The organism is Bacillus rugosus, assembly GCF_023238245.1.
Classification (GTDB): domain Bacteria; phylum Bacillota; class Bacilli; order Bacillales; family Bacillaceae; genus Bacillus; species Bacillus rugosus.
The window spans coordinates 3966557-3988366 of record NZ_CP096590.1; the positions used below are offsets into that span (position 1 = coordinate 3966557).

At 47.7% G+C, this 21810-nt stretch carries 19 protein-coding genes; 5 read left to right on the plus strand and 14 right to left on the minus strand.

Going from position 1 to position 21810, the window contains the following annotated elements; all coding sequences use genetic code 11:
• The first annotated feature begins 107 nt into the window (after positions 1-107).
• The 5 genes from hutH (at position 108) to M0696_RS20085 (ending at position 7022) form a co-directional block, all read left to right on the plus strand.
• Complete coding sequence (gene hutH, locus M0696_RS20065) at positions 108-1634, plus strand: histidine ammonia-lyase (protein WP_222142346.1); 1527 nt, start codon at positions 108-110, stop codon at positions 1632-1634.
• Entirely contained in the window at positions 1631-3289 is a 1659-nt protein-coding gene (hutU, locus tag M0696_RS20070; RefSeq protein ID WP_222142347.1) for a urocanate hydratase, read from the plus strand. The genes hutH and hutU overlap by 4 nt, the downstream gene beginning before the upstream one ends.
• Positions 3290-3301: 12 nt before the next feature.
• Positions 3302-4567 (plus strand): imidazolonepropionase, encoded by a 1266-nt coding sequence (gene hutI, locus M0696_RS20075; RefSeq protein ID WP_222142348.1) that lies wholly within the window; start codon positions 3302-3304, stop codon positions 4565-4567.
• Positions 4560-5519: a formimidoylglutamase gene (gene hutG / locus M0696_RS20080; RefSeq protein WP_222142349.1), complete on the plus strand. Its 960-nt coding sequence runs from the start codon at positions 4560-4562 to the stop codon at positions 5517-5519. The genes hutI and hutG overlap by 8 nt, the downstream gene beginning before the upstream one ends.
• A 75-nt stretch (positions 5520-5594) precedes the next feature.
• On the plus strand, positions 5595-7022 hold the full coding sequence (locus M0696_RS20085) for an amino acid permease (protein WP_248602335.1): 1428 nt from the start codon (positions 5595-5597) through the stop codon (positions 7020-7022).
• 42 nt (positions 7023-7064) lie between these two features.
• Here the strand turns inward: M0696_RS20085 and M0696_RS20090 are convergent, their stop codons facing one another.
• The 14 genes from M0696_RS20090 to M0696_RS20155 form a co-directional block, all read right to left on the minus strand.
• Complete coding sequence (locus M0696_RS20090) at positions 7065-8366, minus strand: pyrimidine-nucleoside phosphorylase (protein ID WP_166846562.1); 1302 nt, start codon at positions 8364-8366, stop codon at positions 7065-7067.
• 28 nt (positions 8367-8394) lie between these two features.
• Positions 8395-9576 carry a nucleoside permease NupC gene (gene nupC, locus M0696_RS20095; protein WP_222142351.1) on the minus strand — a complete coding sequence of 394 codons (1182 nt, stop codon included), beginning with the start codon at positions 9574-9576 and terminating at the stop codon, positions 8395-8397.
• Positions 9577-9671: 95 nt separating this feature from the next.
• On the minus strand, positions 9672-10343 hold the full coding sequence (deoC, locus tag M0696_RS20100) for a deoxyribose-phosphate aldolase (protein ID WP_222142352.1): 672 nt from the start codon (positions 10341-10343) through the stop codon (positions 9672-9674).
• Positions 10344-10448: 105 nt separating this feature from the next.
• On the minus strand, positions 10449-11390 hold the full coding sequence (gene deoR / locus M0696_RS20105) for a DNA-binding transcriptional repressor DeoR (protein WP_222142353.1): 942 nt from the start codon (positions 11388-11390) through the stop codon (positions 10449-10451).
• Positions 11391-11523: 133 nt separating this feature from the next.
• A complete protein-coding gene (locus M0696_RS20110) occupies positions 11524-12351 on the minus strand; it encodes a DUF1206 domain-containing protein (protein ID WP_222142354.1) in 828 nt (275 codons plus the stop codon).
• Between the two features lie 71 nt (positions 12352-12422).
• Positions 12423-13535 carry an ethanolamine utilization protein EutH gene (eutH, locus tag M0696_RS20115; protein WP_222142355.1) on the minus strand — a complete coding sequence of 371 codons (1113 nt, stop codon included), beginning with the start codon at positions 13533-13535 and terminating at the stop codon, positions 12423-12425.
• A 69-nt stretch (positions 13536-13604) separates the two neighbouring features.
• Complete coding sequence (locus M0696_RS20120; RefSeq protein WP_222142356.1) at positions 13605-14942, minus strand: MmgE/PrpD family protein; 1338 nt, start codon at positions 14940-14942, stop codon at positions 13605-13607.
• The gene (gene sndB / locus M0696_RS20125; protein ID WP_222142357.1) at positions 14939-16081 is read right to left on the minus strand and encodes an N-acetyl-sulfur-metabolite deacetylase SndB; all 1143 of its coding nucleotides are present in this window, start codon (positions 16079-16081) and stop codon (positions 14939-14941) included. Before sndB ends, M0696_RS20120 begins: the two co-directional genes overlap by 4 nt.
• 16 nt (positions 16082-16097) lie before the next feature.
• Positions 16098-16847: an amino acid ABC transporter ATP-binding protein gene (locus M0696_RS20130; protein ID WP_166846504.1), complete on the minus strand. Its 750-nt coding sequence runs from the start codon at positions 16845-16847 to the stop codon at positions 16098-16100.
• Between the two features lie 12 nt (positions 16848-16859).
• On the minus strand, positions 16860-17534 hold the full coding sequence (locus M0696_RS20135; RefSeq protein WP_003236334.1) for an amino acid ABC transporter permease: 675 nt from the start codon (positions 17532-17534) through the stop codon (positions 16860-16862).
• 22 nt (positions 17535-17556) lie between these two features.
• Complete coding sequence (locus M0696_RS20140; protein ID WP_222142358.1) at positions 17557-18348, minus strand: amino acid ABC transporter substrate-binding protein; 792 nt, start codon at positions 18346-18348, stop codon at positions 17557-17559.
• A gap of 22 nt (positions 18349-18370) precedes the next feature.
• Positions 18371-18868, minus strand: a complete 498-nt coding sequence (locus M0696_RS20145; RefSeq protein ID WP_166846498.1) for a GNAT family N-acetyltransferase — start codon at positions 18866-18868, stop codon at positions 18371-18373.
• A 13-nt stretch (positions 18869-18881) separates the two neighbouring features.
• A complete protein-coding gene (locus M0696_RS20150; protein WP_222142359.1) occupies positions 18882-20207 on the minus strand; it encodes an LLM class flavin-dependent oxidoreductase in 1326 nt (441 codons plus the stop codon).
• 407 nt (positions 20208-20614) lie between these two features.
• Complete coding sequence (locus M0696_RS20155; RefSeq protein ID WP_222142360.1) at positions 20615-21601, minus strand: choloylglycine hydrolase family protein; 987 nt, start codon at positions 21599-21601, stop codon at positions 20615-20617.
• Positions 21602-21810 lie beyond the last annotated feature (209 nt).

The window sequence follows — 21810 nt, forward strand, 5'->3', positions numbered from 1 at the left end:
CCCATAGATCATAGGCGATAGGGGGCTATGCGTGAAATCAGATGTTCACAGCATAGCCCCTTTTTGTATGGGCGCTTTATCAAAGTAAAGACAAAGGAGTTGGGCTTATGGTGATTTTAGACGGTTCTTCATTGACAACAGCCGACGTCGCGCGTGTGCTGTTTGATTTTGAAGTAGCAGCGGCTTCAGAAGAAAGTATGGAGCGCGTGAAAAAAAGCAGAGCGGCAGTGGAACGGATTGTACGCGAAGAAAGGACAATCTACGGCATCAACACCGGATTTGGCAAATTCAGTGATGTCCTGATTCAAAAAGAAGACTCGGCGGCGCTGCAGCTGAATTTAATTCTTTCTCATGCCTGCGGAGTCGGCGACCCTTTTCCTGAGTGTGTTTCCCGGGCAATGCTGCTTTTGCGCGCCAATGCGCTGTTAAAGGGTTTTTCCGGTGTACGTGCTGAGCTGATTGAACAATTGCTTGCCCTTTTAAATAAACGCGTCCATCCTGTCATCCCCCAGCAAGGATCACTTGGCGCGAGCGGGGATCTGGCACCGCTTTCTCATCTGGCACTTGCGCTGATTGGCCAAGGAGAAGTCTTTTTTGAGGGTGAAAGGATGCTGGCAATGACGGGATTGAAAAAAGCCGGGATACAGCCGGTATCGCTGACATCCAAGGAAGGGCTTGCCTTGATTAACGGGACTCAGGCCATGACTGCTATGGGTGTGGTCTCATACATTGAAGCTGAAAAACTAGCCTATCAAACTGAGCGCATTGCCAGCTTAACGATTGAAGGGCTGCGGGGAATTATAGATGCGTTTGACGAGGATATTCACTTAGCCCGCGGCTATCAGGAGCAGATCGATGTCGCAGAACGAATTCGCTTCTATCTATCTGACAGCGGCCTGACAACCTCTCAGGGAGAACTGCGGGTTCAGGATGCATATTCATTGCGCTGTATTCCGCAAGTACACGGTGCGACTTGGCAGACGTTAGGCTATGTCAAAGAAAAATTAGAGATTGAAATGAATGCAGCTACAGACAATCCTCTCATTTTCAATGACGGTGACAAAGTCATCTCTGGCGGAAACTTTCACGGACAGCCGATTGCCTTTGCCATGGATTTTCTGAAAATCGCAATATCAGAACTGGCGAATATCGCAGAGCGCCGGATCGAAAGACTTGTGAATCCACAGCTGAATGACCTGCCGCCGTTCCTAAGCCCTCATCCCGGTCTGCAATCCGGTGCAATGATCATGCAGTATGCCGCGGCTTCACTTGTTTCTGAAAATAAAACACTCGCCCACCCTGCAAGTGTCGATTCTATTCCGTCATCCGCGAACCAAGAAGACCATGTCAGCATGGGAACCATCGCCGCTCGGCATGCTTATCAGGTGATTGCGAATACAAGAAGAGTCATTGCGATCGAAGCGATTTGCGCATTACAGGCGGTTGAATACAGAGGCATAGAACATGCAGCGTCCTATACCAAACAGCTCTTTCAAGAAATGAGAAAAGTCGTGCCTTCCATTCAGCAGGACCGTGTTTTTTCCTATGACATTGAACGCTTGACTGACTGGCTGAAGAAGGAATCTTTATTACCTGATCATCAAAATGAAGAACTGAGGGGGATGAACATATGACTGATGTAAAAAAATCAATCCGCGCCAACAGGGGAACAGAGCTCGAATGCTTAGGGTGGGAGCAAGAGGCGGTGCTTAGGATGCTTCGAAACAACCTTGATCCGGAAGTCGCCGAGAAGCCGGAGGACCTCATCGTATACGGCGGGATTGGCAAAGCCGCACGGAATTGGGACGCTTTTCACGCCATTGAACATTCTTTGAAAACACTAAAACATGATGAGACATTGCTCGTACAATCCGGGAAGCCTGTTGGCATGTTCCGCACTCACCCGCAGGCACCGCGCGTACTACTAGCAAATTCTGTTCTTGTTCCGAAGTGGGCGGACTGGGAGCATTTCCACGAGCTTGAGAAAAAAGGGTTAATGATGTACGGACAAATGACGGCAGGCAGCTGGATTTACATTGGCTCACAGGGCATATTGCAAGGAACCTACGAAACCTTTGCTGAGCTGGCGAGACAGCACTTTGGAGGAAGCCTAAAGGGAACATTGACGCTGACAGCCGGTCTCGGAGGAATGGGAGGCGCCCAGCCGCTGTCTGTCACGATGAATGAAGGAGTTGTCATTGCCGTCGAGGTAGACGAGAAACGCATCGACAAGCGCATCGAAACAAAATACTGCGACCGTAAAACAGCCTCGATTGAGGAAGCATTAGCGTGGGCTGAAGAGGCAAAGCTGGCCGGAAAACCTTTATCCATTGCTCTTCTCGGAAACGCGGCTGAGGTTCACCACACCCTTTTGAACCGGGGCGTCAAAATTGATATCGTGACTGACCAGACATCTGCCCATGACCCATTAATTGGTTATGTTCCCGAGGGCTATTCACTTGATGAAGCCGATCGTTTGCGCCAAGACAATCCAGACCTTTACGTGCGCCTCTCGAAACAAAGCATGAAAAAACATGTGGAAGCCATGCTGGCCTTTCAACAAAAGGGCTCTGTTGTATTTGACTACGGCAACAATATTCGGCAAGTCGCAAATGATGAAGGGCTGGAGAATGCCTTCGATTTTCCGGGGTTTGTCCCTGCTTACATTCGCCCCTTATTCTGTGAAGGAAAAGGACCGTTCCGCTGGGCGGCGCTTTCCGGTGATCCGGCAGATATTTACCGTACGGATGCGTTATTAAAAGAACTGTTCCCGGAAAATAAAGCGCTTCACCGGTGGATCGATATGGCACAGGAAAAAGTCACTTTTCAAGGCTTGCCGTCCCGTATTTGCTGGCTTGGATATGGAGAACGAAAAAAGATGGGCCTCGCCATTAACGAGCTGGTCAGAAACGGGGAGCTAAAAGCGCCTGTCGTCATTGGGAGAGATCATTTGGACTGCGGGTCTGTCGCCTCACCAAACCGGGAGACAGAAGCGATGAAGGACGGAAGTGACGCTGTCGGCGATTGGGCTGTGTTAAATGCGCTTGTCAACACGGCGGCGGGTGCAAGCTGGGTTTCCTTCCACCATGGCGGCGGTGTCGGAATGGGCTATTCCCTGCATGCCGGCATGGTCGCGGTTGCCGATGGAAGTGAGCTGGCTGACGAGCGGCTTGCCCGTGTCTTAACGAGCGATCCGGGAATGGGCATTATCCGTCATGCGGATGCAGGTTATGAACGTGCCGTTGAAGTAGCAAAAAAACAAGACATTATCGTGCCAATGCAAAAATAAAGGAGTGATGACATGCCGAAACAAATTGATACGATTCTCACCAACATCGGTCAGCTTTTGACGATGGAAAGCAGCGGCCCCCGCGCAGGCAAAAGCATGCAGGATCTTCATGTGATCGAAGACGCTGTTGTCGGCATCCATGAACAAAAAATTGTGTTCACTGGAAAAAAAGGGGCTGAAGCCGGTTATGAGGCAGAGGAGATTATTGACTGTTCGGGACGGCTTGTAACACCGGGCCTCGTCGATCCGCACACCCATCTTGTATTTGGCGGATCTCGGGAAAAGGAGATGAATCTCAAGCTTCAGGGCGTCTCATATTTAGATATTCTGGCGCAGGGCGGCGGGATTCTGTCTACTGTCAAACACACCAGGGCGGCTTCAGAGGAAGAGCTGCTGCAAAAAGGCCATTTTCATCTGCAAAGAATGCTGTCCTACGGCACGACCACGGCTGAAGTGAAAAGCGGCTATGGCTTGGAAAAAGAAACAGAGCTGAAGCAATTGCGTGTCGCAAAACAACTGCATGAGCACCAGCCTGTTGACCTTGTCTCCACGTTTATGGGAGCCCATGCAATTCCTCCCGAATATCAACACAACCCAGATGAATTTCTGGATCAAATGCTTTATCTGTTGCCGGAAATAAAAGAGCAAGAGCTCGCCAGCTTTGCAGATATTTTTACAGAAACAGGCGTTTTTACCGTCAGTCAATCCCGCCGCTATTTAAGAAAAGCGGCTGAGGCGGGGTTCGGATTAAAAATACACGCAGATGAAATCGATCCGCTTGGAGGAGCTGAATTAGCAGGTGAACTAAAGGCTGTCTCAGCCGACCATTTAGTAGGTGCCTCAGACGAAGGCATAAAGAAATTGGCTGAGGCAGGAACGATCGCCGTCCTCTTGCCGGGCACGACATTTTACCTTGGCAAAAGCACATACGCCAGGGCAAGAGACATGATTGATGAAGGTGTACGTGTCAGCTTGGCAACGGACTTTAATCCCGGCAGCTCGCCGACTGAAAATATCCAGCTGATCATGTCCATTGCCGCGCTCCATCTGAGAATGACTGCGGAAGAAATATGGCATGCGGTCACAGTCAATGCTGCATACGCCATAGGAAAAGGAGAGGAAGCCGGTCAGCTCAAAGCCGGCCGAGCAGCTGATCTTGTCATTTGGCAAGCCTCGAATTATATGTATATTCCGTATCACTACGGCGTCAACCATGTACATCAAGTCATGAAAAACGGAACCATTGTAGTCAACAGGGAGGGAGCCATTCATGGATAAATACCCTTTTCTCAGAGAGGCCGGATCTTCGTTTAAAGACCGGGATGTCACAAAAATGAGCGACCTGATCGCAACATGGGACGGCCAGGACATTAAGGGAGCGGCGTTGATAGGTGTCCCCCTATCAAAATCCTCCATCAGTCATTCAGGCGCTTCCTTTGCACCCGGAACAATACGTCAGGCTCTAAAACATTCATCAGCCTATTCTGCTGAGCTTGGAGAGCATGTCGTATCAGAGCTTCTATATGATCTGGGGGATATCGATATTCATGTCACTGATATCGTAAAGTCACATCATCACATTTTCCAAACCATGCACGCTCTACTTTCGGACCATCCGGATTGGGTGCCGCTCATACTTGGGGGAGATAACTCTATCAGCTACTCCACAATAAAAGCGATAGCACAAACAAAAGGAACGACAGCGGTGATTCAATTTGATGCCCATCACGATGTTCGCAATACGGAGGACGGGGGGCCGACAAACGGCACCCCCTTCCGCCGCCTTTTGGATGAAGAGATCATTGAAGGTCAACATTTGATCCAGCTGGGTATCAGAGAATTCAGCAACAGCCTGGCATATGAAACATATGCGAAAAAACATAACGTGAACATTCACACGATGGGCATGATTCGTAAAAAAGGACTAGTCCCGACGATAAAAGAGATTTTGCCTGCCATTCAAACAAGGACAGACTCCATTTTTATTTCAGTTGATATGGATGTCTTAGACCAGTCCCATGCACCCGGCTGTCCAGCGATTGGCCCGGGCGGCCTCTATACAGACGAATTGCTTGAAGCAGTCAAGTACATCGCACAACAGCCCAATGTTGCCGGGATTGAAATTGTTGAAGTCGATCCTACCCTCGATTTTCGAGATATGACAAGCAGAGCTGCAGCTCATGTTCTGTTACACGCATTAAAAGGAATGAAACTCTCCCCATTCAAGTGATCTTCTGGCAGGTTGTATTTTGGGTATAAGAAACTCATCTGCCTAATGAATGGCAGCTAAAAGGAGGGCGAGACAGTGAATCTTCAGGAGAACAGCAGCCAACAGCTAAAACGCACAATGAAAAGCAGGCACCTATTTATGATTTCTTTGGGAGGCGTCATAGGCACAGGACTTTTCCTCAGTACAGGCTATACGCTACATCAAGCCGGACCCGGCGGTACGATACTCGCTTATGTAATCGGCGGGTTGATGATGTGCCTCGTCATGCAATGTCTCGGCGAATTGTCGGTTGCCATGCCGGTGACCGGCTCTTTTCAAAAATACGCTACCACATTCATCGGGCCATCTACCGGTTTTATGGTCGGCATCATGTACTGGGTGAATTGGGTGGTGACGGTAGGTTCTGAGTTTACCGCATCAGGCATTCTCATGCAGCGCTGGTTTCCTGATAGCAGCGTATGGATGTGGAGTGCGGTTTTCGCAGCTCTTCTTTTCGTATGCAACGCGTTTTCAGTCAAGCTATTTGCGGAAACAGAATTTTGGTTTTCCAGCGTGAAGATTGTTACGATCATTTTATTTATCATTTTAGGAGGAGCCGCCATGTTTGGCTTGATCTCTTTAAACGGGACGGCAGATGCTCCTATGCTGTCAAACTTCACAGATCATGGCGGGTTGTTTCCGAATGGCTTTCTCGCCGTTTTTATTGCCATGATATCTGTCAGTTTCGCCTTTTCCGGAACAGAGTTAATCGGAGTTACAGCTGGAGAATCAGCAAATCCTCAAAAGGATATTCCGCGATCCATCCGTAATGTCGCATGGAGGACAGTCATTTTTTTCATTGGCGCTGTCTTCATATTATCCGGGCTGATTTCGTGGAAAGAAGCAGGCGTGATTGAAAGCCCGTTTGTAGCCGTATTTGCGGAGATCGGAATCCCTTACGCCGCTGATATTATGAATTTCGTCATATTAACTGCCTTGCTGTCCGTCGCCAACTCGGGCCTATACGCTTCAACCCGTATGATGTGGTCGTTAGCAAATGAAAACATGATCAGCTCGCGTTTTAAGAAAGTCACATCGAAAGGCATTCCCTTAAATGCCTTAATGATCAGTATGGCCGTATCATGTTTATCTCTCGTTTCCAGTATCGTGGCGCCCGGAACTGTATATGTGGTGATGGTAGCGATTGCTGGATTTGCAGGAGTCGTTGTCTGGATGAGTATAGCCTTGTCTCAACTCTTGTTTCGAAAAAGATTTCTTAAAACAGGGGGGGATGTAAAAGACCTGACATTTCGCACGCCGCTTTATCCTCTTATGCCTATAGCCGCTCTTTTATTATGTTCAGCTTCTTGTATCGGTCTTGCTTTTGATCCCAATCAAAGAATCGCTCTATTCTGCGGAATTCCTTGTATCATCCTTTGCTATCTCATCTTCTATTTCAAAAGAAAGTTTGAGAAAGCAAAAAAAATCAGCCAAGAAGAATATCAGATCGATCATATCCTTTAATCAAAACAGCACACCCCACTCAGGATGGGATGTGCTTTTGTTTTATTCTGTAATTAACGTATGAATCAGCTTCGGCGCCTTCGCTTCCGCTGCGATGCGGATGTTGTCATAGACTTTCGCGATGACTTCATCGACGTTTTCGCGGTTGGCGTAAAGCGTGACAAGCGGTTCGTCTTTTTCTACCTTGTCGCCGACCTTTTTGCGGAGCATGATGCCGACGGCTAAGTCAATTTCATCTTCTTTTGTGGCGCGTCCGGCACCTAACAGCATCGCTGCGACGCCGATTTCGTCTGCGACGATTTCGGAGACGACACCCGCTTCTTTGGCAGGCACATCAATTTGATATGCGGCTTGCGGAAGCTTAGAAGGATCATCAACAATCGTGCTGTCGCCGCCTTGGTTTTTCAGGAAATCCTTGAACTTCTCAAGCGCTTTGCCGTTTTTCATGACTTCTTCCAGCTTCGCTCTCGCTTCGTCCAATGTGTCGGCTTTTTTCGCAAGCACAACCATTTGGCTGCCGAGCGTTAAGACAAGCTCATGAAGATCCTCAGGTCCCTCACCTTTGAGCGTGTCGATCGCTTCTTTGACTTCAAGCGCATTTCCGATCGCAAAACCGAGCGGCTGGGACATATCAGAAATAACAGCCATGGTTTGGCGGCCGACGTTATTTCCGATGCGAACCATCGCTTTGGCGAGTTCAGCCGCGTCTTCTTCCGTTTTCATGAAGGCGCCCGCTCCCGTTTTTACGTCAAGTACGATAGCGTCCGCCCCGGCAGCGATTTTTTTGCTCATAATCGAGCTTGCGATCAGCGGGATGGAATTGACCGTTCCCGTTACATCACGAAGCGCGTACAGTTTTTTATCAGCCGGCGTCAAATTGCCGCTTTGGCCGATGACAGCGACCTTGTCGCGGTTCACAAGCTTAATAAATTCGTCCTTCGTCAGCTCCACATGGAAACCGTCGATTGCCTCTAATTTATCAATCGTTCCGCCCGTATGGCCGAGGCCGCGGCCGGACATTTTCGCAACCGGCACATCAAGAGCCGCAACTAGCGGGGCGAGAACGAGTGTTGTCGTGTCGCCGACGCCACCGGTGGAGTGTTTATCCACTTTAATCCCTTCAATGGCAGAAAGATCAATCGTTTCACCGGAGTTCACCATAGCCATCGTCAAGTCCGCACGTTCACGGTCACTCATATCCTGGAAGAAAATCGCCATGGCAAGCGCGCTTGCCTGATAATCAGGAATGCTTCCATCCGTATAGCCTTTTACGAAAAATTGAATTTCTTCTGTGGTGAGTTCTTTTCCGTTCTGTTTTTTGATGATGATATCTACCATTCTCATTATAGTCACCGATCCTTTTCGATTAAGTTCAGTAAATCAAGCCCACAATTGCCGCTGATAAAAAGCTGACAAGCGTAGCACCATATAATAGTTTCAAGCCGAAACGAGCGACAACATTTCCTTGCTTTTCATTCAGTCCTTTTACGGCACCGGCAATGATTCCGATTGAAGAGAAGTTCGCAAATGACACAAGGAATACCGATACGATCGCTGTGGTACGGCCGCTGAAATGGAAGCCGTTTTGCGTTAGCGACGTCATGGCGACAAATTCATTTGATACCATTTTTGTTGCCATAATGCTACCCGCATTAACTGCTTCGTTCCATGGGATACCCACAAGAAAAGCGAATGGAGCAAACACATATCCAAGAATACCTTGGAAGGAAATACCGAATACTGCATTAAAAATGCCGTTAATTAGGGCAATAATCGCAACAAATCCGATCAGCATCGCAGCCACGACAACTGCTACTTTGAAACCGTCAAGGATGTATTCTCCGAGTACCTCGAAGAAGGATTGTTTTTCTTCTTCTTCGACACGAAGCATATCCTCTTCTTTTTTCACATCATAAGGATTAATAATTGAAGCGATGATGAAACCGCCAAATAAGTTCAAGACTAGTGCCGTTACGACATATTCCGGTTTCAGCATCGTCATATACGCGCCGACGATTGACATTGATACGGTTGACATCGCAGAAGCGCAAAGCGTGTACAAGCGCTGCTGATTTAAAAGACCGAGTTCTTTCTTCAAGGAGATAAATACTTCTGACTGCCCTAAAATAGCTGAAGCAACTGCGTTGTACGATTCCAGTCTTCCCATACCGTTTACCTTGCTGAGGGCAAGGCCGATATATCTAATAATAAACGGGAGGACTTTCCACTTTTGCAAAATACCGATCAAGGCGGAAATAAACACGATTGGCAAGAGAACGTTCATAAAGAATGTCGTTTGATCCGCATTCACCAAACCGCCAAACACAAAATTGATTCCTTCTGCCGCGTAATTAAGCAGGTAACCGAATCCTTTTGCAAATCCTCCTACGAGGAAATTCCCTACCCCGGTATTGAGGAGAATGTAGCCGAGAATAAATTGCAAAATGAGCATAACAACAATTGGGCGGATCTTAATTCTTTTTTTCCCGCTGCTTGCGATCCACGCAAGCCCTAAAAACACGATCAAACCGATTATCCCAATCAAATACTTCATATGTGTTTCTCCTTTATTTGTATTCGCTTACAATAACTGCTTCCCCAGAAAAGAAAGAATGAGTAACGGAAAGCAATGTGCCTTCCGTCAGCTTCTTAATAGTTGTCTCCGCCGGATGTGTTTTCGCCTTTTACAATGGAAACACCTGCGCTTGCGCCGATCCTGCTCGCTCCCGCCTCGACCATTGTATCTACATCTTCTTTTGTTCTGATGCCGCCGGATGCTTTCACGCCGATATCAGGGCCTACCGTTTTGCGCATTAAGGCGATATCTTCCTTCGTTGCGCCGCCTGTAGAGAATCCTGTTGATGTTTTCACGAAATCCGCTCCCGCAGAAACCGCTAAACGGCACGCGCGTTCTTTTTCTTCATCAGTCAGAAGGCACGTTTCGATAATGACTTTGACAAGCGCTTTTCCGGCTGCAGCTTCCACCACACCGCGGATATCCGCTTCAACTATATCGTCTTCTTTGTCTTTCAACGCCGCAATGTTAATAACCATGTCCACTTCAGTGGCGCCTTTTGAAATCGCGTCTTTTGTTTCGAACGCTTTTGTTTCAGTTGTGTTGGCACCGAGCGGGAAGCCGATGACCGTACAGACGTCAACTCCAGTTCCCTCAAGCTCTTTTGCAGCAAGCTCCACCCATGTCGGATTGACACATACTGAAGCAAATTTGTATGTTTTTGCTTCTTGAATTAATGTTAGAATCTCCGCTTTTTGTGTATGCGGTTTCAAAGCTGTATGATCAATTATGTTAGCTAATGACATCCTTCGCACACTTCCTTTTTTGTTAAGATATTTTTTAGCATAACCGACTTTTGAACATATGTAAATTGGTAATTGAAATTTTGTTCAACGAACGGTTTACACGTGTCACAAATCATTAACAAGCGCCCTTGCAGTATGCTGGTCAATGATCAAAACGTTGGCATATTTTCCGGTTAATGCACCGTGTATGGAGGACACTTTTCTGCTCCCGCCGGCCACTAAAATCGAGCGTTCCTTCAGCCTAAGGTCTTCAAGCTCAACGCCGATGGTCCGGTCATTGATGGCTCTGCTGCAAATATTTCCTTTCGCATCAAAAAAGCGTGAACAGATATCCCCGACGGCCTGTTTTTTCAGCAGGGCTTTCTCTTCTTCGCTAAAGTATCCGAGCCGGAACAACAGCGCTTCGTCACGGACAGTTCCCACCGTGAAGAGAGCGATATTCGCCTGCTTGCCCATCTCGATGATCCGCTCAATATGACGGTCTTTCTCCACCATTTTCTTCACATCAGCATTATCAAACACGACGGGAAGCGGGAGATAGCGCGGCATCGTTTGAAATGCCTCTGCAAACAGCTGAATCGTTTCAGCGGAATACGTGTTTACCCGAGAATGGCTGATGCCGCCTTTCAGCTGGACGACCTCAACGCCTCTTACCTGCTTCGGCTGCATGTTTTGCGCGATCTGATACATGGTGGTTCCCCAGCTGACACCGACAATGTCGCCATCTTTCACCGTTTCATGCATATATTCTGCACCATAGCGGCTTAGGTCATGTGTAATTCCTGCATAATCGGGTGTCGGGGAAAACACAACATGCGCCTCGAGAAGCCCGTATTTCTCTTCAAGCATGGAACCGAGCGCATCCAAATCTTCAAAAGGGTCCATGACGCGAATTTGGACAAACCCTTTTGCTTTTGCATATTGCAGCAGCCGGGAAACGGTCGGCCTTGAAATGTTGAGCTGCTCAGCAATTTGCTGCTGACTGTAGTCAGACTGATAGTAAAGCCTTGCCGCTTCTATGCTTAATTGCTGTTTTTCCCGATCCATTCCGCACCTCCCTTTGGATCAGTTCATGATGAAACTGCTTTCGATTGCTTTTATTATACAGGCTGACGCCCGCTTTCATCCACCTGATTTCTGAGAAACTGAAAAACGCCCTGGATGCGGATCTGTCCAGAGCTTACTTCTCCCATGTCATATGCTGATAAATGCCTTTCATAATAGCATACAATCCATATAAGATCAGCCCGAACGCCAAAATAGACAGAATCATTTTGCCATGCGGCTGCTGCGCGAGCTCGGCGAGCGCGCCGTCAAAGCCTCTTGTGTCGTCGGGATCAGCGGTCATGGCAGTCTTGATGAGAAAATAGCCGATAGCTGAGAAAATAATGGCGCGGGCAATATTGCCTGCGCGCCCGGTGTTTTTCGCGATGCATATCATCTGTTTGTTCATTTTTGACGTATCGAATTCTTTCATAAATGCAGCCCGGACACCCTTCACAAATTGAACAATCGCAAATAGGACAAAGCCCGCACCTGTAAGCCCTGTGAGCCATTGGCCGAACGGCTGCGCCAATACATAAGCGGACCACGTCTGTTCTGAAGTGCTGGCGTCTCCTTGGCCAAATACAAAACGCAAGGCATTCCAAGCAATGGATGCGTAAACGACGGCGCTGAAAAAGTTTCCTGTTCTCCGCGACAGGCCGCGCCTGCTTGTTCCGTGGCCCTCCGTATCCTTGATAGCACTCAGCACCATCCAGATCACATAACCGATGAGACCGACACCAATGAAAAAAAGCAAGAATGATCCGTATGGCATGCGCGATAACGTTAGGAGAGCCCCGCTCGAATCCTTCGCCCCGCCAGCCCCGGCTGCCGTCATACATGCTAAAATCCCGAGCAGGATAAAAACGCCGCCGAATGCAAAATAACCAAGCCTCCCAAATCGCTTGACCCAAGGCTTGGTTTCCTGTTTGATTTTTGACATGCACTGGTCTCTCACGGCCATGTGTCCAACCCTCTTTCACAGAATCCTTACTGTTACATTCCCGATTGGATAAAGTTGAAACAGCTTCTGCCTCAGTTATAGCCGGCTGAGGCATGTTTCTGCTGATCAGATGATTGTGCGGGCGTCACCCAGGCAGCCACTGCCGCAGCTGTAATTCCACCAGCTAATTTTCCAATGATCATGGCAGCCGCCATTTCTTTTTTCATTCCGGCCACGAAACCGAGATGGCTGCCGAGTACAAAGGCTCCGCTGACTGCAAATGCGACATTGATGACCTTTCCTCTCGGCGTCATATCTTTTAGTGAAGCCAGCATTGGAATATGATGAGCCAGAGAAGTCACCAATCCTGCTGTTGCTGTCTGATCTAAATGAAAACTGCTCCCCAGTGCCTGAAGAGGCTTTTTAAAGGCTTTTGTGATAAAGGCGGTCATCGGAAAAGCCCCTGCCAAGGCAATGGCGACGGTCCCTGTCGTTTGTATCCCCGTTTCGGCATTCTCCATTCCTGGAATCAGCACGATGCCGGTCATCGTCTCAACAGAGACAGCTGCGAGCCCGATAATCGCAACCATACTGACAGCCTTCCCGAAGAGATGAAATAACCGAATGATGGTGTCGGTGTACCGCCATAACCCAAAAGCGATCACAGCAGACAAAAGACTCGGGATCAGGAGGTTTTTACCTATCATGATAATGTCAAAGCCGGCGCATAATCCGCCGATGAAGCACCCGATCGGCACTGTACACAGTCCGATTAATATGCCTTTTGCAAAGTACGGGTGATCCTCTTGTTCGATGATGCCTAGAGCAACGGGAATCGTAAAGACGATTGCCGGACCCATCATCGTTCCTAAAAACACCCATGAAAACAGTCCGGCCTGTGGATCTTTCGCCATTTCTCCAGCGAGCGCATATCCTCCCATATCAATGGCCAAGATAGTGTTCGCAAAAGATGAGGGATCGGCGCCAATCGCTGTGTAAACCGGAGAGACAATGGGAATCAGGATTGCTGCCAGCACGGGTGCCAGCGACACAATTCCGATCATCGACAGCGCCAGCGGACCCATAGCCTTGAAGCCTTCGGCAAACCGCTCGCCAAGCCCCCATCTGTTTCCCAAACAATAATCCGCTGCCCCCAATAGTAAAAAGGCAGCCAAAATGAATACAACCGCGTCATTCACCGTCATGGTTTCTCCTTTTTCAAACGTATGATTGGTTTTATCATATCATCTGAAATCGGTTAATAGAGCTGAATCTTATTCAATATGCACTAAAAATTCTTTTATATCGGCTATCTCAACGGCTGTTATGATGCGCCGCGCTTTTTCATGCGGAACCGTTAATGTCAATTTTTCTTTTATGTCTTTTTCAGACAGTTCATTGCCCGGAGCTCCTTTTGGACAGTCGACACGTACTTCGCACATGCGGCCGTCTGATAAATGGGCTCTGACAATCGTGAAACGCCCTTTTGGAACAGCATGAGGAGCCGGCTGAATGGCATTGTCATATACTCGCTGAAAATGCCCTATTGTCTTTTGAATGCCGCTTGGGATTGGCTGGCTGTTGAAATGCTCAGCGGTCAGCTCATGTCCGTGCAAAGCAAGGGCAATAACATATTCAACGCTAAAACGGCCTTCCTCCCCAGTCTTCGGCGATCTTTCCGTCAATGCAGCATCTCCGCCTGGCGGAAAAATCACTTCAATCCGCTCGGTATTTGCAGCAGAAATGGCTTCTTCAGAGACAAGTTTTCGTACCGCATCTGCGGCATGGTGTGCCGCAGAGCAAAATGGGTAAATTTTAAACCATAGACCCGGCTTCACGATTCTCCATGGTGCGCCCCAACGGTTTAGCAAAGTGTTTTGTGCTTTTTCCAAATCGCCGTACAGACCGAAGAAACCAGCTTCTCCATCAAGTGCCGTGCAGGACCCGCCAAATTCTGATTGGGCCAGCTTAACGGCTAGCAAGCCAGCCTGAGCTGCCAGACCGGCGTGCAGCGGTTTCATTTCCGTCCCAAATTGCACCCTCATCCCGGCAGATTGTGTAGCTGCAAAACCAATGGCTTTTTCCAGTTCTTCTTGAGTCAGTTCCTCTGCGTAGCCTGCGGCGCAGGCAGCAGCGATCGCGCCAATTGTTCCTGTATTATGCCAGCCCTTTTCATAGTGGCGGCTCCCAATTGATTCGCCCAGCCTTGCCATCACTTCAACACCGACAATATAAGCGCCAAGAAGCCGCTCGTCATGTCCGCGAGCGGCAGAAGCCATAAGAGCTGGCACGATGACTGCACTGGGATGCCCTCTTACATCAGAATGGACATCATCAAAATCCAATGCATGGGCGATAAATCCATTGATCATTGCAGATTGTAATGGCGCGGCTTTTTTCCCTTGGCCGATAATAGGGACAAGGGGCGTGCCTCCTTCATCCTCTATGAGGCGGAGGAGCTTTTGAATGCCTTTATCTTTTCTTCCTGCGAATGAAGCGGCTGTGAAATCGAGTAATCCTTTTTTTGCTTCACACATCGCGGCAATTGAATGCTCAGGCTGCGACGTTCTCACAGCCTCTGCAAGACCTGCTGTCAGCCCTTGTCTGCTCATTTGATGGTCTCCAGCACAATAACAGCCAGCTCAGCAAAGTATTGAGAGGCAACTGTCAGGGCTTCTTCATCCAATGTAAAGGCCGGATGATGCCACTCCTCTGTACCGTTCGTTCCCATCCACACAAAAAATCCCGGGATCTTCTCTTGATACAGAGCGAAGTCTTCTCCACCCGGAGACTGCTCAGCATGAACAGTTTGGCAGCCAAGCCGTTCCGCGGCTTCAGATGCCGCTTTTAAAAATGCGCCGTCATTCTGAACGGAAGGCAAATAAGGAAACCACTTGAATTCTGCTTGTGCTCCATAGCCCGCGGCAATTCCTTCAGCCACTCGTTTCATATGTTCCGGAACAGCCCGTCTCGCTTCTTTTTGAAAGGTTCGAACCGTCCCCTCCATTTCAGCCTGGTCTGGAATGACGTTCCATGAAGTGCCCGCCTGTACTCTTGTAATACTGACGACCGCGTTTTGCAGTGAGCTGATGTTGCGGCTGACCACAGATTGCAGGCCGCTGACGATTTGTCCGGCAGCAGCGATTGGATCAATACTGTTATTTGGGATGCCGGCGTGTCCGCCTTTCCCTTTGACGACAATCTCAAATCGGTCAACACTTGCCATGAGAGGACCTTCTTTTACACCTATGGTCCCGACAGGCAGATCCGGCTTATTATGCATGCCAAAAATGGCAGAAACGTCATCAATTACGCCAGCCTCTATTACCTTTCTTGCTCCTGCGGCTATTTCTTCAGCTGGCTGAAAGATAAACCGGACAGTACCTTGCAGATCGGCTCTTCTTTGATTCAGCAAAATGGCCGTGCCGATAATGGAAGCAGTATGAAAATCGTGTCCGCACGCATGCATCGTGCCGTCAATCTTTGATGCAAACGGCAGATCCGTCTGTTCTTGGATCGGGAGCGCATCAATGTCCGCTCGTATCGCGATCACGGGTCCGTCTTCCTGCCCTTTGATTTCCGCAATCACGCCTGTTTCCAATTGAGGAACGTCAAGGATCTCGATATGCTCTTCCTCAAGCCAGCGGCGGATTTTTTTCGTCGTTTCAATCTCTTGAAATGACAGTTCAGGATGTTCATGAAGATCACGCCGCATATTGATTAAACGGGTATGAAACGTTTTGTCGGCCATTGTTCTTCCCCCTTTCTTATATAAGCTCTGCAGGCTCTCCCACCTGCTTGATAAATCTTTTCGTCCGTTCATTTTTCGGATGGTCAAACAGTTCTTCTGGCGTTCCCTGCTCGATAATATGGCCATCCGCCATAAAGATCACTTTATCAGCGACCTCTTTTGCAAACGCCATTTCGTGTGTAACGATGATCATCGTTGTTTGTTTTTCCGCAATGGACTTGATGACCTGAAGCACCCCTGCGACGAGCTCAGGGTCAAGTGCTGAAGTTGGTTCATCCAGCAAAATTGCATGCGGATTGACCGCAAGTGCCCGCGCGATGCCGATTCGCTGCTGCTGGCCGCCGGACATTGTGATCGGATAGCTGTCAGCCTTATGCTCTAGACCGACCTGTTTCAGAATATCCATTCCAATACGTTTTGCTTCGTCGCGTGATTTGTGTTGAGCCACGATTAAAGCTTCTGTAATGTTTTGCAGAGCCGTTTTATTTTTAAACAGATTGTAGTTTTGAAAGACCATGGCCGTTTGCTGGCGAAGCCGATGTGCTTCTTTGCGTGTAAACTTTTCCGCGTTCAGCTTGGCTTCTCCGATTTCAATAAGGCCTTGATCCGGACGCTCTAATAGATTCAAGCACCGGAGAAGCGTTGATTTTCCGGAACCGGACGGACCGATGATCGCCACTACTTCTCCGCGTTTCACTTCTAGATCGATTCCGTCGAGTACGACGAGATCTTTAAACGCTTTGTGAATATTTTTTACTGTTATCAACTGATTTCACCTCTAAGTCCGGTATGGCTTGCTCATGGCGCGTTCAAACAAGTCCTGCAAAATGCTGTAGATAATGGTAAGAACCCAGTAAACAATTGCAACCGCCAAGTACGTCTCAAAATATTTGAGGTTTCCTGATGCATACATCTTCCCTTGGGCGAACATCTCCATGACCCCTAACGTAAAGGCCAGTGACGTTTCTTTGAGTAGTCCGATAAATGTATTGCCCGTTGCCGGTATCGCATTTCGAACAGCCTGCGGCAGAATAATCCGTCTGTATGCCTGGAGCTTTGTCATGCCGACAGACAGGCACGCCTCCAGCTGCCCATCATCAACAGAATTGAGGGCGGCCCGGAAGATTTCTGCCAAATAAGCAGCGTTTTTTAAGCTTAACCCGATGATGGCAGCTGTGAGAGCTGTCATTTTGCTCATTTCTGGAAACAGCTGCGGCAGCCCGTAGTAGATTAAAAACAGCTGCACAAGTGTCGGTACGCCCCGGAAAAAGGATATATACAGCTTTGACAGCTGATGAAGCACTGGAATTTTGTTTTTTGTGATGAGTGCGAGAATAAGTCCTCCGATAATGGCAAAAATCATAGCCGCTACAGCCATAAACAAGGTGATCGGAAGGGCCTGAATTAAAGTCGGGAATGCTGATATCATAAATTCCCAATCAATCGTGTTCATTCTGGTGATTCACCGCCGTTTCTTAATGCTTCTGTTCTACTGTGATATCTTCATTAAAATATTTTTCGGAAAGCTTTTTCAGTGTTCCGTCTTTACGCAATTCACCAAGTGCTTTATTGACTTTTTTGCGGAGCTTGTCGTGTGCGTCATCCTTGGCAAATGGGAATGCAACTTGTTCGTAAACAATCGGATCTCCTGCAAGCTTTAACGGCAAGCCGGTTTTCTTAATTTGCGCCATCAGCACAGTTCGGCTGTTGACATAAGCGTCTACACGGCCGTAAGCGACGTCCTTCAGCGTGCCTTCTTGTGTTTCGTATGTTTTGATATTGATTTTTTTATCAGGATCTTTGCTTTCAAGGTTTTTTGCGTGATTTGAACCGAGAACGGCAGCAACTGTCTTCCCTTTTAAATCGTTTACTGACTTGATGTCATTATTGTCTTTTTTGACGACAATCTGTGTTCCTGCATAAGCGTATGGTTCAGTAAAGTGATACGTTTCCTTACGTTCATCAGTCACCGCTACCTGGTTGGAAATAGTGTCAAGCTTTCCTGTTTGAAGCTCCCCCATCAGCCCGCTGAATTCAAGCAGCTTCCAGTCCAGCTTCATGTCAATTTTCTTAGCGACCGCTTCCATCACTTCCACATCAAAACCTGTCAACTTTCCGTCTTCTTTATAAGCAAACGGGTAGCTTTGTCCGGTTGCGCCGACATGAAGCACATTGTCATCCTCTTTACTGCTGCTTCCATTACCGCAAGCTGAGAGCACCGCTAATAATGCAGCAACTAACAGCACAGTCCATTTTTTCATTTTCATTTGATTTCCCGCCTTTTCTCTTTTATAGGTCATTTCGCAATTGTTTTTTCATATAGACTGTCATATGCCCTTTGCCAAGGTCTTGTTCACCTGCGCGGACATACCCTTTTCGTTCGTACATCTCAATCAGCCACGGATGCTTGTCCGCTGTTCCGAGCGAGACAAACGGAACCTTTAACGTATCGCGGAGGATCGTTTCCTCAAGCCATTGAAGCAGCTTTGTTCCGATACCTTTTTGACCGGTGTCAGGGTCCACGGCGAACCACCAGATATGCGGAACGCCAAACGGTCCCGGCTGCTGCCCCCACGGCATCCTTAAGGAGATGGTCGCAATGATCAGTCCGTCCTCTTCCATGACATAGCAGGCGTTGTTTCGGATGTTACGTAACACCAAATCCAGATCCGCATGAGCGGCGGCAAAATGAATACCGATTTTTCGAATCGGTTCATAAGCCCGCAATGTCAGCTCGAGAAGCTGTTCGGCATCACGTTCAACTGCAAGGCGATATCGTGCTTTCATCTAGCGTTCCTCCTTACTTTGCATAACGGTTTACCGGCTTTTCTAAACCGAAGTGGTCTCTCAATGTTGTGCCTTCATATTCTTTTCTGAACACACCGCTCTCCTGTAAAATCGGAACCACTTTATCAACAAACACTTCAATTCCTTCTGGAAGAAGCGGAGGCATGATGTTAAACCCGTCACACGCTTTCTTATCCACCCATTCCTGCATCTTGTCAGCAAGCTGCTCCGGCGTGCCAACGAAGATATGATGGCCTCTGGAGCCTGCAACATATTGATACAGCTCGCGAATCGTCATATTGTCTCGTGCAGCCATTTCTTGAACAAGCTTGAATCGGCTCTTCACCGCATTGGAAGCATCCGCGTCAAGCTTCGGCAGCGGCCCGTCAAGCGGATACGCCGACAAATCGATTCCGCCTAAATAATTTTGGAGAATTTGCAGACCGACGGACGGAATAATCAGATCCTGAAGCTCCTTGTACTTGGCCTGTGCTGCTTCTTCGGTATCAGCAATGATCGGGAAAATACCCGGCATGATTGCAATTTTTTCTGGGTCACGCCCGAATTCCGCAGCCTGCTCTTTAATCGATTGATAAAATTCCTGAGCTGATTCCAGGTGGTTTTGCGCTGTGAAGATCACTTCTGCTGTTCTGGCAGCCAGTGCTTTTCCGTCCCCTGATGATCCTGCCTGGATAATGACCGGCTGGCCCTGCGGCGTTCTTGAAACGTTCAGAGGTCCGCGAACCGAGAAATACTCTCCTTTGTGGTTCAGCTCGTGCATTTTTTCTTTCTCAAAGAAATCACCAGTCTCTTTATTACGGATAAACGCGTCCTCTTCCCATGAATCCCAAAGTCCTTTTACAACCCCGACAAATTCCTCTGCCCGCTGATAGCGCAAATGGTGTTCAAGGTGCTTTTCACCGCTGAAATTCAGCGCTGTTGATTCAATAGATGAAGTGACGACGTTCCATCCGGCACGGCCGTTAGACAGATGATCCAATGACGCAAACTGTCTGGCAATGTGAAACGGCTCGCTGTAAGTAGTAGAAGCTGTTGCTGTCAATCCGATTCTTGATGTTACCTGCGCCAAAGCAGAGAGCAAAGTAAATGGCTCAAACCTTGTTAACACATTTGGATGTGATTTGCTGTCAATTGACAGGCTATCCGCTAAAAACAGCATATCCAGCTTGCCCCGCTCCGCTGTTTTCGCAAGCTCTTTAAAATAATCCAAATTCATGCTCGCATCCGCTGAGGCGTCCGGATGCCGCCAAGACGCGACATGATGGCCTGTACCTGCTAAAAATACCCCTAATTTGATTTGTTTCTTTTTGCTTGTCATGACGTTACTCCTTTTATCATGTTTTAGGCTGAAAAATCCGAAAAATAAACTCCTATATTCCTAGTAGTTTAATATGAATAAATCAAAATGTACCTTTGTCTCGGACGTTTGTCAATGAGTTAAGATCAATTTTTTCTCTTTTTGAAATGATAAAAATCTCGCGGGATCATGATGGATCGGCATTAGTGCAACCTGTATGCTCGCAAAAAAACTGAGTCTCGTGATGCTGAGACTCAGTTTTGATCCGAAGTTTTTTATATAAATGCAGCTTGGCCTTATCTGCGCATCCGCCCATACGCTCATTGTAGATTTAGCACAATCCATTTTGCCAATCATTCAGAAGCTGAGACATTGTACAAAAAAAATCAGCTGGCCCCGGATTTATACCGGAATCAGCTGATTGATTCTTAATTAAGCTCTAGAATATTTTCTTCTGCTTTAGCAGAAAACACTTTAGGCTCCAGACAGTCAAGGTCTTCATGAAATAAACTTACTTTTTGGATTTGCCGATTATCGTAGTGGTGAAAGTAGTAGTTTCCCGTGTCGCTGCACATCACAGAAGTATATTGCGTATAATCAATTTCGTCATCTTCCGTTATCACAGCACCCTTGGGTATTGCCATGTTTGACAAAAGCTGAAAAGCTGCTGATACACCTCTTGTTTCATCTGCCGCCGGCTCTAGATGTTCTTTCAGAAAAACAGCTCTGACAAACCGTGAAGGCGGTGTATAATCTCCTGGCAGACCCACAGTGCCCGAGCCTTGGCCAAAAGCGGACAGCATCAATCCGCCCATCTCCTTGCTCTCGAATTGTTTCGGCCTTATTCCTATATATTGCCGAAGATTGCTCACATGCCATAGAAAGTCGGGGCTGTTCGTCATTACACCTGGTTGATTGTCATAGATTTTGATGCCGTCTGCTCTCGGTTCTATCGTCAGGCTGCGTCCCGTCCGGTCTGACAATATCCAGTGTAAAGGTAAAACTGTATCCAATAGCTCTAATTTCTTCTCCACAATCGTTAAAGAGCGGATCTTTTCCTTTACGTCTTCCAAAGACTTACAGGCTGACAGCGCCCAAGTTACAAACTCATGCGGGGCAATATGAACGCCGTCTCCCCGTATCGTTTTTTCGTATTCCGCACATCCCATAAAATAAAGCGCGGCACAAGATAAACCGCTTTCATTAACACCGTCGGCAAATAATATATTTCCAAGTTTTCTCCCCATACCAATAAACGCGTACTGTGTTTGATGCACCTTTCCGTCAGCTTCACTCTTCCAGCTGTAACGGCGCGGATAGAGAATGACCTCCGTCCCCAACTGAAATGCAAAATCCATTGTCCTCGCTAATAAATGATTCCGGTCAGCAGTTTCCAATGTAAGACTTGTGCACATCTGATTCAGTCCCCTTTCAATTCAGGCTAAAATTATACATTTTGTGAACAACTTGTTTTATCAGCATAACGAAAGTCAAATAGATTCGTCAAAAGATTACCATTACTTCAAAACGAGGAATCCATCCCAAAACAAAGAATGAACAAGAAGATTCGTTCATGAGAAAAAAATGTACGATGCTGATGTTTATGGTGATTGCTTTCTTTTTA

What these genes read in the sequence shown, in the direction of transcription:
- hutH (WP_222142346.1), top strand. Translation starts at nt 108, where the DNA reads ATGGTGATTTTAGACGGTTCTTCATTGACAACAGCCGACGTCGCGCGT.
- hutU (WP_222142347.1), top strand. Translation starts at nt 1,631, where the DNA reads ATGACTGATGTAAAAAAATCAATCCGCGCCAACAGGGGAACAGAGCTC.
- hutI (WP_222142348.1), top strand. Translation starts at nt 3,302, where the DNA reads ATGCCGAAACAAATTGATACGATTCTCACCAACATCGGTCAGCTTTTG.
- hutG (WP_222142349.1), top strand. Translation starts at nt 4,560, where the DNA reads ATGGATAAATACCCTTTTCTCAGAGAGGCCGGATCTTCGTTTAAAGAC.
- M0696_RS20090 (WP_166846562.1), bottom strand. Translation starts at nt 8,366, where the DNA reads ATGAGAATGGTAGATATCATCATCAAAAAACAGAACGGAAAAGAACTC.
- nupC (WP_222142351.1), bottom strand. Translation starts at nt 9,576, where the DNA reads ATGAAGTATTTGATTGGGATAATCGGTTTGATCGTGTTTTTAGGGCTT.
- deoC (WP_222142352.1), bottom strand. Translation starts at nt 10,343, where the DNA reads ATGTCATTAGCTAACATAATTGATCATACAGCTTTGAAACCGCATACA.
- deoR (WP_222142353.1), bottom strand. Translation starts at nt 11,390, where the DNA reads ATGGATCGGGAAAAACAGCAATTAAGCATAGAAGCGGCAAGGCTTTAC.
- M0696_RS20110 (WP_222142354.1), bottom strand. Translation starts at nt 12,351, where the DNA reads ATGGCCGTGAGAGACCAGTGCATGTCAAAAATCAAACAGGAAACCAAG.
- eutH (WP_222142355.1), bottom strand. Translation starts at nt 13,535, where the DNA reads ATGACGGTGAATGACGCGGTTGTATTCATTTTGGCTGCCTTTTTACTA.
- M0696_RS20120 (WP_222142356.1), bottom strand. Translation starts at nt 14,942, where the DNA reads ATGAGCAGACAAGGGCTGACAGCAGGTCTTGCAGAGGCTGTGAGAACG.
- sndB (WP_222142357.1), bottom strand. Translation starts at nt 16,081, where the DNA reads ATGGCCGACAAAACGTTTCATACCCGTTTAATCAATATGCGGCGTGAT.
- M0696_RS20135 (WP_003236334.1), bottom strand. Translation starts at nt 17,534, where the DNA reads ATGAACACGATTGATTGGGAATTTATGATATCAGCATTCCCGACTTTA.
- M0696_RS20140 (WP_222142358.1), bottom strand. Translation starts at nt 18,348, where the DNA reads ATGAAAATGAAAAAATGGACTGTGCTGTTAGTTGCTGCATTATTAGCG.
- M0696_RS20145 (WP_166846498.1), bottom strand. Translation starts at nt 18,868, where the DNA reads ATGAAAGCACGATATCGCCTTGCAGTTGAACGTGATGCCGAACAGCTT.
- M0696_RS20150 (WP_222142359.1), bottom strand. Translation starts at nt 20,207, where the DNA reads ATGACAAGCAAAAAGAAACAAATCAAATTAGGGGTATTTTTAGCAGGT.
- M0696_RS20155 (WP_222142360.1), bottom strand. Translation starts at nt 21,601, where the DNA reads ATGTGCACAAGTCTTACATTGGAAACTGCTGACCGGAATCATTTATTA.